Annotated in this window: 14 protein-coding genes, 1 tRNA gene and 1 pseudogene; 4 read left to right on the top strand and 12 right to left on the bottom strand. The window is 39.1% G+C overall.

What is annotated here, in order from left to right:
* Positions 1 to 112, top strand: a pseudogene (locus tag AC5YD2_RS09355) (IS982 family transposase); the annotation flags it as partial.
* A 34-nt stretch (positions 113 to 146) separates the two neighbouring features.
* Here AC5YD2_RS09355 and AC5YD2_RS09350 read toward each other — a convergent pair.
* Together AC5YD2_RS09350 and AC5YD2_RS09345 are read right to left on the bottom strand one after the other, a co-directional pair.
* Positions 147 to 557 (bottom strand): GFA family protein, encoded by a 411-nt coding sequence (locus AC5YD2_RS09350; protein ID WP_496126075.1) that lies wholly within the window; start codon positions 555 to 557, stop codon positions 147 to 149.
* A 111-nt stretch (positions 558 to 668) separates the two neighbouring features.
* Complete coding sequence (locus tag AC5YD2_RS09345) at positions 669 to 1,022, bottom strand: winged helix-turn-helix transcriptional regulator (protein WP_496126074.1); 354 nt, start codon at positions 1,020 to 1,022, stop codon at positions 669 to 671.
* 138 nt (positions 1,023 to 1,160) lie between these two features.
* Here AC5YD2_RS09345 and AC5YD2_RS09340 point away from each other — a divergent pair, with 138 nt between their 5' ends.
* Positions 1,161 to 1,595 carry a PaaI family thioesterase gene (locus AC5YD2_RS09340; RefSeq protein WP_496126073.1) on the top strand — a complete coding sequence of 145 codons (435 nt, stop codon included), beginning with the start codon at positions 1,161 to 1,163 and terminating at the stop codon, positions 1,593 to 1,595.
* 244 nt (positions 1,596 to 1,839) lie between these two features.
* On the opposite strand, the gene AC5YD2_RS09335 is transcribed toward AC5YD2_RS09340, so the two are convergent.
* On the bottom strand, positions 1,840 to 2,286 hold the full coding sequence (locus AC5YD2_RS09335; RefSeq protein ID WP_496126072.1) for a hypothetical protein: 447 nt from the start codon (positions 2,284 to 2,286) through the stop codon (positions 1,840 to 1,842).
* 236 nt (positions 2,287 to 2,522) lie between these two features.
* Between AC5YD2_RS09335 and AC5YD2_RS09330 the strand changes: the two genes are divergently transcribed.
* Positions 2,523 to 2,598 (top strand) — tRNA-Asn (locus AC5YD2_RS09330).
* Positions 2,599 to 2,777: 179 nt separating this feature from the next.
* Positions 2,778 to 3,020: a DUF6984 family protein gene (locus AC5YD2_RS09325; RefSeq protein WP_496126071.1), complete on the top strand. Its 243-nt coding sequence runs from the start codon at positions 2,778 to 2,780 to the stop codon at positions 3,018 to 3,020.
* 46 nt (positions 3,021 to 3,066) lie between these two features.
* Here AC5YD2_RS09325 and AC5YD2_RS09320 read toward each other — a convergent pair whose 3' ends face one another.
* Genes AC5YD2_RS09320 through lepA form a run of 9 tightly spaced genes read right to left on the bottom strand, consistent with a single transcriptional unit; the run spans position 3,067 to position 10,289 of the window.
* Positions 3,067 to 3,720 carry a MiaE family protein gene (locus tag AC5YD2_RS09320; protein WP_496126070.1) on the bottom strand — a complete coding sequence of 218 codons (654 nt, stop codon included), beginning with the start codon at positions 3,718 to 3,720 and terminating at the stop codon, positions 3,067 to 3,069.
* Between the two features lie 23 nt (positions 3,721 to 3,743).
* Positions 3,744 to 4,469, bottom strand: a complete 726-nt coding sequence (pdxJ, locus tag AC5YD2_RS09315; RefSeq protein WP_496126069.1) for a pyridoxine 5'-phosphate synthase — start codon at positions 4,467 to 4,469, stop codon at positions 3,744 to 3,746.
* Between the two features lie 33 nt (positions 4,470 to 4,502).
* Positions 4,503 to 5,240: a DNA repair protein RecO gene (gene recO, locus AC5YD2_RS09310; RefSeq protein ID WP_496126068.1), complete on the bottom strand. Its 738-nt coding sequence runs from the start codon at positions 5,238 to 5,240 to the stop codon at positions 4,503 to 4,505.
* Between the two features lie 20 nt (positions 5,241 to 5,260).
* The gene (locus tag AC5YD2_RS09305; RefSeq protein WP_496126067.1) at positions 5,261 to 5,461 is read right to left on the bottom strand and encodes an NF038104 family lipoprotein; all 201 of its coding nucleotides are present in this window, start codon (positions 5,459 to 5,461) and stop codon (positions 5,261 to 5,263) included.
* Positions 5,462 to 5,502: 41 nt separating this feature from the next.
* Entirely contained in the window at positions 5,503 to 6,531 is a 1,029-nt protein-coding gene (gene era, locus AC5YD2_RS09300) for a GTPase Era (RefSeq protein ID WP_496126066.1), read from the bottom strand.
* Entirely contained in the window at positions 6,531 to 7,229 is a 699-nt protein-coding gene (gene rnc / locus AC5YD2_RS09295) for a ribonuclease III (RefSeq protein WP_496126065.1), read from the bottom strand. The genes era and rnc overlap by 1 nt, the downstream gene beginning before the upstream one ends.
* Positions 7,201 to 7,575 carry a DUF4845 domain-containing protein gene (locus AC5YD2_RS09290; RefSeq protein ID WP_496126064.1) on the bottom strand — a complete coding sequence of 125 codons (375 nt, stop codon included), beginning with the start codon at positions 7,573 to 7,575 and terminating at the stop codon, positions 7,201 to 7,203. Before AC5YD2_RS09290 ends, rnc begins: the two co-directional genes overlap by 29 nt.
* A 21-nt stretch (positions 7,576 to 7,596) precedes the next feature.
* Positions 7,597 to 8,451, bottom strand: a complete 855-nt coding sequence (lepB, locus tag AC5YD2_RS09285; RefSeq protein WP_496126063.1) for a signal peptidase I — start codon at positions 8,449 to 8,451, stop codon at positions 7,597 to 7,599.
* Positions 8,452 to 8,471: 20 nt separating this feature from the next.
* Positions 8,472 to 10,289, bottom strand: coding sequence for a translation elongation factor 4 (gene lepA / locus AC5YD2_RS09280; protein ID WP_496126062.1), 1,818 nt, complete (start codon positions 10,287 to 10,289; stop codon positions 8,472 to 8,474).
* Between the last annotated feature and the right edge of the window lie 57 nt (positions 10,290 to 10,346).

Genomic DNA, 10,346 nt, shown 5'->3' with positions numbered 1-10,346 from the left:
TAAAGCACGTAGCATTCATGGATTTCTAAGTGGGATTTACGCCTCGCTATGCGCATATCAATTAACCCATCGAAATAAGCCAACTATTCAAATTATTGATTCATCGGCTTAAGCAGGATTCGGGTTAATTAATAAAATTTTAATTTTTACTCTTCATTAAATAATGCAACGACATCTGCCTCTGTCAGCTTCAGTGTTTCATTTTTAAACGCATAAAAATCAGGCTTATGATCAATATAAACTTCAGTATTAAAGTTCAAATTTGAAGGAGCATGTTCAATGGCAAATACATTGATATTAACGTAGTTTTGATCCTTCATCCGCCAAAACAATACCGTTCCACAATGATTACAAAAACCACGTTCCGCCCAATCTGATGATGCATAGATGGATAGGTTTTGATCTTTTAAAAATTTTAAACTGTCCATTTCAATATCAATCGTCATGTTTGCACCACTGGTCTGATTACGACAAATAGAACAATGACACGCATGTACATCATGGTTGATTAATTCAAAACTAAAAACCGTTTCCCCGCATAAACACTTTCCCTGCATGGTATTCACCGTTATTGCTGTTTAAATTTCTGATGAGGTCGATCGCTTTGGAATGTTATACATTCAAATTTAGACGCGTTCCTTAGGCTTTTTATTATATTTTAGCTTCTCCTATTTCAGCTTAGAGATCATTTGAGTTGAAATCTCAGCCTCAGTCCAACTTACACCCCACTCGACCATTGCCATCAATATAGGTCTGAGGTTTTGACCTTTTAGAGTCAATACATACTCAAAACGTTGCTGACGATCTATATAGGCTTTCTTTTCGAAAATTCCATGCTCAACCAAGCGAGCAAGACGTTCAGCCAAAACATGACGCGTGACACCTAAATTTTTTTGGAAATGTTCAAAACGCGTCATTCCTAAAAATGCATTTCGGATAATCAATAGCGTCCAACGATCACCAAAAATCGCTAGACTTTGAGCGATAGGACAATTTTGCTCCGTGGCTTCCGTCCATTTCATGACTCAATCTTCCATTACTATCAATTCTGTTGACATTGACCTTACTTTATACAATTGTGTAAGGTATTCACAAGTTCTATTTTGGAACTTGTGAATACCAAATTAAAACTGCGCAAAATGAAATAAAGGGAAAAAAGAATGAATCCAAAAGAAATGACAGGCTTACAACTCCTGCAAGCCATGGCTGCTGGACATATTCCACCTGCAAGTATCAGTGAAACCATTCCCATGAAACCCACTCAAATTGAAAGTGGTCAAGTGACATTCGAAGTTCAAGCAGACAAACGCCATCTCAATCCTTTAGGCGGCGTTCATGGTGGATTCGCAGCAACCGTACTGGATACGGTGACAGGTTGTGCAATTCACACCGTTTTAGAAGCAGGTGTTGGCTATGGCACCATTGATCTCAACATTAAAATGTGTCGCCCCATTCCAAAAGATCAAACACTGACTGCTATTGGCGAGGTAATCAATGTCTCTAAGAATTTAGCCATGTCTGAAGGGAAAATCATCGATGAAAATGGTAAATTGTATGCACATGCAACTGCAACATGTATGATCATTAGACCCTAATGCCTAGAATGAATACTTAGAATCTGGATGACTCTTTATACTTCATCCAGTATCTGAGTAAATGCTAAATTTATAAATAGCGCATAGGCTCATTAGACTCACCTCAAATATGATCAACAATGCATGATATCAACTGACTATTTACGTTGTTATTTATGCAAATATCTTCTAAAACCTAATAACCCAGATCATCAATATTCGAATCTTGTTTTTAAAAATCCTAAAGATTTAGTTTTATCAAACATTAAGCACAAGATTGATGCATTGAATATGAGCGATCAGGTCGTGGACAATTTACCAACTCCACATAATATTTGAGCGGTGAATGCACTTCAACTTGTTGAACCAGTTGACTATTCTGATCCCAGACTTGCGATGTATTCACACCTGTCACAGCGTTGCCCTTAATCGAGTAGATATACACATGTTTAGATGCATAATCTCTAATATCTTGAGCAGCAAGATATTCTTCGATGCGATGCGATGGCGTTACATCATCAGACCATTTTTCGGAAAACCAAAGCTGAAGTAAATCACCTAAAAAAAGATGTTGTTTCTTGAATGGAAATAAATCAACAAAAGCGCCTTCGACTTCTGTGAAATAAGTGTCGGGTGTATTTAAAATATTGAGATAGTTTTCTTTATAAAATGCGAGATTTGAAAAAATCTGAGGGATAGTGAGCGTCTTCATCCGCTTTCTCCATGTTTAGCCATTTAGTGCTGGCAAGTTGGTTAAATCCACACTGTTTAAGTTGTCTTAAACATTCTGTTCTGTAAATTAATTTATCAACACAATTCACACGACGCAAGTTTTTTTGAGAATTTAAACCTATTCGTCTAAATAAAAAGCATATAACAGCAAAATGAAGAAAACATGACAGTTTTGACTTGACCCAAGTTTAAATCCCCTTATAATCGCATTCAGATTCTCCAATAGCTCAGTCGGTAGAGCGACGGACTGTTAATCCGCAGGTCCCTGGTTCGAGCCCAGGTTGGAGAGCCAAATATTTAAAAGCCCACTCATCATGAAGTGGGCTTTTTCTATTGGATCATCAAATGAGAAAACTCACACTTTTAGAAAAAAAATTAATTAAAAGAATTTTATTGCTCATTCCTGCGGATTTAAAACCAGAACCGATCGAATTAGACCGAATCATGGTTCAAGAATGAACTGATGGCGGAATGGGATCTATTATGTTTCTAACGAATAACCAAAATAGACGATGCATGAAACAATATATCGTTAATGTATATTGCTTAGATACTGACAATACCCCTATCTATATTGCGATTAATGTAGATGCAGAAAATCAACTCTATGAACTAGATTCATGGAAAGTGAATGATGAACCACTACTTTCAGCCTTAGGCACTATGCCAAAGCTATATGATGAAAATTGGAATGAAATATTTTCAGAACTCTGACAGATAAAATAAAACCCCTCGTAAGGGGCTTTATATTTTCAATTCATCAAGCAGCCTTAGCAGGTACACCACTATGGAATCTGAATAATTCATCAGGCGTTAAAATCAAATCCTTCTCAACTTCACGAATATGATCAATACGAGTTTGAATCGTTTCTTCAGGATTCTTAAGTTGATGATTTTTAGCCACATCAATCGCAAGCGCTAAATAGTCTTCATAGTGTCGAGATTCAGACTTGAGAAGATAACGGTAATAACGCCCTAATTCTTCGTCAACCAGCGGTGCAAGCGCATAGAAACGCTCACAAGAACGTGCTTCGACAAAAGCACCAATCACCAAAATATCAATCAGTGCTTCAGGCTCATAAGTTCGTACTTCTTTACGTAAACCACCTGCATAGCGCCCTGCACTAATTGCAGTCCATTCTTGACCACGCTTTGCCATAAATTCTAAGACTTGCTCATAATGCAGCATTTCTTCCCGAACCAGCTGAGCAAGCTTAATCTGCAAATCTGAAAAGAAGCTATAACGAAACATTAAGTTCATCGCTGTACTTGCTGCCTTCTTTTCACAGTTAGCATGATCTTGCATCAAAATATCAAGATTATTTACTGCTTCATCCAGCCATTCTTTAGGCGTTTCACAACCCAAGAAGCCAATCACAGGCTTCATGAGTTCATCGTAATTTAAATTAGACATCTTCGTACTTTAGTTCGTTTCAATTAGCGAGCGGATTTAATCGCCGTTTTCATATCTTTCACTGCTTGCGTCATGCCCACAAATACACTTTCAGCCACAATCGAATGACCAATATTTAATTCGTGAATTTGTGAAATCGCAGCAATTGGAGCTACATTAGACAGATTAAGCCCATGTCCAGCATTTACAACCAATCCTTTAGATGCCGCATACTCTGCGCCTTTCACAATACGCTCTAATTCTTTCGATTGAGCTTCTGGCGTTTCAGCATCTGCGTACGCACCTGTATGGATTTCAATGGTAGGTGCACCACATGCAACAGCAGCGTCAATTTGAGCAAAATCAGCATCGATAAACAACGATACATCACAACCGACTGCAGTCAGTTCAGCAGTGGCAGCTTTCACATCTTCAAAATGTCCAACCACATCTAAACCACCTTCCGTGGTCACTTCTTCACGCTTTTCAGGCACAAAACACACATGCTGCGGTTTGATTTCTTTGGCAAATGCAATCATTTCAGCTGTGACGGCAAGCTCTAAATTCATGTGTGTTTTAAGCACTGGACGCATGCGTCTCACGTCATCATCTTGAATATGGCGACGGTCTTCACGCAAATGCAATGTAATCCCTTCAGCACCCGCCTCCTCACAAATCAGCGCAGCTTGAACTGGGTCTGGATAATTCGTTCCGCGTGCTTGTCGAAGCGTAGCAACATGATCAATATTTACACCAAGCAAAGCAGCCATAACATCTTCCTAATTTGATTGAGTTTGATATTCTCATTGAGGTTTTGATTGAGACATAGAGTGCGATTTGGTCTGAGCATTCTGAATCCAAAGCTGTCGACTTTTTAAAGGTCGATCACCGAGCAAAGATGCAATCATTTGACGGTAAAGCTTAGCCAGTAATTGTAACTGTTCAGCGTTAAATTCTGTACCCTTTTCATAGTGAATCATCGACAAAATAGATTCACCTGTCAGCGTCGCATTGGAATGATGAGCGACTGGCATAAAGCCATCATTCAGCTGAAACTGGTATCTTACTTGTGGAAGAATTTCATTTTGCTTTGAATCAATCGCAAAGTTAAGTGAATAACCCAACTCATCCAATAAAACATGCTCGAATTGTCTTAAAATTTGTTTCAAGAATTCATTGGGATGCACTTGATCTGCCAAGTGTTGTAATTGTGCCAAGGTAATTTGGTATTGCCGAAAAGTCTCTGGCATAGCCTCTTCTAATGGGCATAAGCGCAGTAAAACTTCATTCAAATAAAAGCCTGCAAAAAAAGCATCTCCATGGAAGAACACTGGATGTGTCAAAATTTCCAATTTCGCAAAATTCTTGAGTTCAGACTTACCTGTGGCTTGTAGAATAATCGGTTGATATTGCGGTGGAGGCATCTGCCTTAAAATACCATCGATGCGACCATATTCTTCAGTAAATAAATGAACAATATGGCTACGCTCTCGATATTTTCGATGATGGATTAAAAAACCATGCAAAGTTTCATTACGCATAGAATGAGCACTAAACCGATTTAATCATCCTTATCTTTTTTCTTGTTATCATCAGATTCTTCGTCATCACCATCTGGGATGACTGCTCCAACAACAGCTGCTGTACCTTTAACAACACCTTTGGTAGTCTTGTATGCCACTTTAACGGGAACCGTAACGATTTTGTGAATACAACCTTGCAACATGAACATACACGTCAATACAGCCAATACTTTGATCATTCGGTTTCTTCCATTAAAGGGCAATAAACAAGATGTAGTGATTAGATATCACTATACCCTAAACTTTTCAATGCACGCTCATCATCAGACCATCCACCTTTGACTTTCACCCAAAGTGTCAGCATGATTTTTTGCTCAAACATTTTTTCCATATCAGCACGGGCGTCCATACCGATTTTTTTCAACTTCGCACCTTTTTCACCAATCACAATCGCTTTTTGACCTTGGCGATCGACAAAGATGGTTGCATCAATATAGGTACAAGCGGGCTTCATACGACCAGTTTTTTCATTCAAAACTGGCTCTTCAATTTTAAAAGATTCAATTTGAACTGTTAAATCGTATGGAAGTTCTTCACCCAACTGACGCATAATCTTTTCACGAATGATTTCACTCGCAAGGAAACGCTCTGAACGATCGGTCAATTGATCCAAAGAATATAGCGGTGGTTGGAATGGTAGATATTTCTCAATCGTTTGACGTAAATGTTCAAGGTTTGCACCACGAAGTGCAGAAACTGGAACAATTTCCGCAAAGTTCATCAACTTTTCACGTTCTAAAATCAAAGGCAAAGCACTGTTCTTATTTTCAAAAGTATCAACTTTATTGATTACAAGAATCACAGGCATTTCTGCATTTTTAAGTTTTTCCAAAACGAGGTCATCGTTTTGTGTCCATTTGTCTGCATCAACGACAAAGAGAACCAAGTTCACATCACGTAATGCAGAATGTGCAGCACGGTTCATCATTTTATTGATGGCACGAACTTCTTTCTTGTGCATCCCTGGCGTATCCACAAATACAGCCTGAGACTTCTCACGAGAATCAATACCGACAATTTTATGACGTGTCGTTTGTGGTTTACGTGATGTAATTGACAATTTCTGACCCAAAATATGGTTCATTAGTGTCGATTTACCAACGTTTGGTCGACCAACAATGGCAACAAATCCACTTTTAAAGTCAGTCGGAATTTCTGTTCCTTGTGCACTAAAAAAGTTGTTAATAAGATCGTTAGCAGTGTCGTTCGAGTCGTGATCAGCATCGATGTGATCGGAATGAGTCGTCATTAAGACTTTTGCTCCAAAATTTTTAAAATATCTGCCGCAACGCTTTGTTCTGCGAAACGACGGCTTGAACCCTCACCATATCTGGTGGGCATACCCTCAATCACACATTCAACTTTAAAATGCTGATTGGGCGCATCACCTTGAATATCGACAACTTCGTAAATTGGGAGAGGCTTTTTACGCGCTTGAAGATATTCTTGTAAACGTGATTTCGGGTCCTTCAATTGATCCGTAGGCTCAATATGATCTAGGTATGGTGTATACCAATTTAAAACAATCGATTGTAAAAGTTGTAAATCATGACAATCGATATAAATCGCACCAATAATCGCTTCAACAGTATCCGCAAGAATAGATTCACGATGATGTCCACCAGATTTTAATTCACCCACACTGAGTATTAAACTCTGACTAAGTTTCAAATCTGTTGCAATCTTACCTAAAGCTTCCTGACGAACCAAAGTTGCACGCATACGCGTTAAACGACCTTCATTTTCGTTTGGATATTGCTCATATAGATAATTGGCAATAATCATGCCCAACAACGAATCACCTAAAAACTCTAGGCGTTCGTAATTGTGCTTATGACTTACCGATCGATGCGTCAGTGCAAGCTTGAGTAGCTCAATTTGATTAAACTGATAACCGATGCGACTGAGTAAGCGTGAATCACTTACTTTGAACTGACCTTTGATCAAAACTCTTCTCGAATGTGAGGACTAAATCAATATTCAGTAAGAACGGTTTTCTTACTTCGTATTTCTTTGTCACTTGTAAACCATTTTCTGTTGAAACATGCGCAATATCCTGAAAATTAATTTCCCGAATATTGTTCATACTAAAATCCTGACTCATTTGAGTCGAAAACTGAGAAGGTGTGATATTTGAAGGGCTTTTTTGCATTTGCGATTCAATGAGCTTATTTATCACACGATCATCCCAATAGGATGGCCATACTGCCACTGTTGCTTTTAAAACAAAAGCGACAACCATGATCCCCAGTAAAATCGAAATATAAGACGTACCTTTTTGAGCATTACGCATTATTTTTATCCAAAGGTTAAATTATTGAATTTGACCATTTCGACTGAACGAAGGAAGTTTTAAACCTGGCTCTTTATGCATCCACACATAAACAGCTTTGCCCGTTAAGTTTGCTTGCGGTACGAATCCCCAGAATCGACTGTCAGCACTTTGGTCACGGTTATCACCCATTGCGAAGTAATGACCTGCCGGCACTTTTACTTCCCAACTTAATCCATTGGTTTTTACAAAACGATCATTTTCTGTCGCAACAAACGGTAGATCAGACTTTGATTGTGCATAGTTAAATTGCGCAATTAAAGTATTTTGACCTGCCAAATTACGTACGAGGTGTTTATGTTCACCCAATGTTTCGTAGTGATAAATAGATTCAGGCGTGTCTAAATCATCCTTTTTACGACTAAATTCAGCCGTTTCAAATGGCACCGCTTTACCATTGATATTGAGCTTACCGTTTTCATAAACAATATGATCCCCTGGTAAGCCAATAATTCTTTTAATATAACTGATACTTGGTTGTGGTGGATAACGGAATACCGCGACATCACCACGCTCAGGCTCTGCTACATCAATAATCTTGGTATTGGTAATCGGCAAACGAACACCATACTGGTATTTGTTCACTAAGATATAATCACCTGTCTCAAGCGTTGGCACCATCGAATCCGATGGAATATTGTACGGTTCAAAGAAGAATGAGCGCAATACAAGCACAACAGCCAAGACAGGCCAGAAGTCATAAGCCCATGTAATAATGAAATTTTCATTACCTTTACCCTTGCTTGCTCGTTGTTTGAGTACAAACTTATCAAGCAACCACAAACCGAAGAAAATCAGCGTTACGGGTACGAGGATCAAATTAAAATCAAAATCCATGGCTTACATATCCTCTTTTATTATCTTTCTACTTTGAGTACAGCTAAGAATGCTTCTTGTGGAATTTCAACACTACCCACTTGCTTCATGCGTTTCTTACCTTCTTTCTGTTTAGAGAGAAGTTTCTTCTTACGTGAAACGTCACCACCATAACATTTAGCCAATACGTTTTTACGCATCGCTTTTACAGTAGAACGGGCAATAATTTGAGCACCAATTGCTGCTTGAATCGCAACATCAAACATCTGACGTGGAATCAATTCTTTCATTTTTTCAACAAGTGCAATACCACGATGACGGGCGTCATTACGATGACAAATCATCGCCAAAGCATCAACCTTATCGCCATTGATCAGAACATCAACTTTTACTAACGAAGAACTTTCAAAACGAACAAAGTTATAATCAAGTGATGCAAAACCACGCGAACATGATTTCAAACGGTCAAAGAAGTCCATGACCACTTCTGCCATCGGAATCTCAAAAGTAATCGCAACTTGGTTACTGACAAACTTCATGTCTTTTTGAACGCCACGACGTTCAACACACAATGTCATTACATTTCCAAGATATTCTTGTGGTACGAGAATATTACATTCAGCAATCGGTTCACGAAGATCTTCAACCGTTGAACCTTCTGGCATTTTTGAAGGACTATCGATGTAAATGGTGTTGCCATTTTTCATCACAGCTTCATAGATTACCGTCGGTGCTGATGAAATCAGATCGAGATCATACTCGCGCTCTAAACGTTCCTGTACGATTTCCATGTGAAGCATCCCAAGAAAGCCACAACGGAAACCAAAGCCTAAAGCATCAGAGCTTTCAGGTTCGAAGAAAAGTGCAGAGTCATTAATTTGAAGCTTGTGCAAAGCTTCGCGGAACGGTTCAAAATCACTTGCATCAATTGGGAATAAACCCGCATAAACCTGTGGTTTAACTTTTTTGAACCCAGGAAGAATTTCAACTTCAGGCGTAGAAGACAAAGTGATGGTATCACCCACGGGTGCACCAAAAATGTCTTTAATACCTGCAATCACAAAACCGACTTCGCCTGCTTCTAACTCACCTGTTTCAGTGTGCTTTGGATTGAAGATACCGACTGAAGTCACGATATGTGTTTGACCGGTAGATTTCACCAACATTTTGTCGCCCTTACGGATACGACCGTGTTTTACACGGACCAAAGACACGACACCCAGATAGTTATCGAACCATGAGTCAACAATTAGTGCTTGCAAAGCACCGTCGCGATCACCGACAGGTGGCGGAATTACATCGACAAGTTTTTCAAGCACCCCTTCAACACCTAAACCTGTTTTTGCAGAACATGTCGGTGCGTCAGTTGCTTCAACGCCAATAATGTCCTCAATTTCTTGGATAACACGTTCGGGTTCAGCTTGAGGTAAGTCAATTTTATTCAGTACTGGAAGAACTTCCAAACCTTGTTCAATTGCTGTGTAGCAGTTTGCCACAGACTGTGCTTCTACACCCTGTGCGGCATCGACAACGAGCAATGCACCTTCACATGCAGCCAATGAACGAGAAACTTCATAAGAGAAGTCAACGTGTCCAGGCGTATCAATGAAGTTCAGTTGGTATTCTTCACCATTTGGATGCTTATAATAAAGCGTTACTGAAGCGGCTTTAATGGTAATCCCACGTTCGCGTTCAATATCCATAGAGTCAAGTACCTGAGCTTGCATCTCACGATCTTGTAAACCACCACAGGTTTGAATAAAGCGGTCAGCTAGAGTCGACTTTCCATGATCGATATGAGCAATGATCGAAAAGTTACGAATGTTTTTGATATCAACGGATTTTTTAGCTTGCGCCATGGGTTACCTTGAACAATATAGTGCGCTATGCAAGAAATACTGATTGCATAACAAAAA

This window comes from Acinetobacter sp. CY73, from assembly GCF_059515865.1.
The sequence above is the reverse complement of the archived record's forward strand: the minus strand, read 5'-3'. Positions and strand labels throughout refer to the sequence as shown.

Excerpts from the sequence above, each read along its gene's own strand:
- AC5YD2_RS09350 (WP_496126075.1), bottom strand. The coding sequence starts at position 557 with ATGCAGGGAAAGTGTTTATGCGGGGAAACGGTTTTTAGTTTTGAATTA.
- recO (WP_496126068.1), bottom strand. The coding sequence starts at position 5,240 with ATGCGTAATGAAACTTTGCATGGTTTTTTAATCCATCATCGAAAATAT.
- lepA (WP_496126062.1), bottom strand. The coding sequence starts at position 10,289 with ATGGCGCAAGCTAAAAAATCCGTTGATATCAAAAACATTCGTAACTTT.
- pdxJ (WP_496126069.1), bottom strand. The coding sequence starts at position 4,469 with ATGGCTGCTTTGCTTGGTGTAAATATTGATCATGTTGCTACGCTTCGA.
- AC5YD2_RS09345 (WP_496126074.1), bottom strand. The coding sequence starts at position 1,022 with ATGAAATGGACGGAAGCCACGGAGCAAAATTGTCCTATCGCTCAAAGT.
- era (WP_496126066.1), bottom strand. The coding sequence starts at position 6,531 with ATGACGACTCATTCCGATCACATCGATGCTGATCACGACTCGAACGAC.
- AC5YD2_RS09325 (WP_496126071.1), top strand. The coding sequence starts at position 2,778 with ATGGGATCTATTATGTTTCTAACGAATAACCAAAATAGACGATGCATG.
- AC5YD2_RS09290 (WP_496126064.1), bottom strand. The coding sequence starts at position 7,575 with ATGCGTAATGCTCAAAAAGGTACGTCTTATATTTCGATTTTACTGGGG.
- AC5YD2_RS09335 (WP_496126072.1), bottom strand. The coding sequence starts at position 2,286 with ATGAAGACGCTCACTATCCCTCAGATTTTTTCAAATCTCGCATTTTAT.
- AC5YD2_RS09305 (WP_496126067.1), bottom strand. The coding sequence starts at position 5,461 with ATGATCAAAGTATTGGCTGTATTGACGTGTATGTTCATGTTGCAAGGT.
- lepB (WP_496126063.1), bottom strand. The coding sequence starts at position 8,451 with ATGGATTTTGATTTTAATTTGATCCTCGTACCCGTAACGCTGATTTTC.
- AC5YD2_RS09340 (WP_496126073.1), top strand. The coding sequence starts at position 1,161 with ATGAATCCAAAAGAAATGACAGGCTTACAACTCCTGCAAGCCATGGCT.
- AC5YD2_RS09320 (WP_496126070.1), bottom strand. The coding sequence starts at position 3,720 with ATGTCTAATTTAAATTACGATGAACTCATGAAGCCTGTGATTGGCTTC.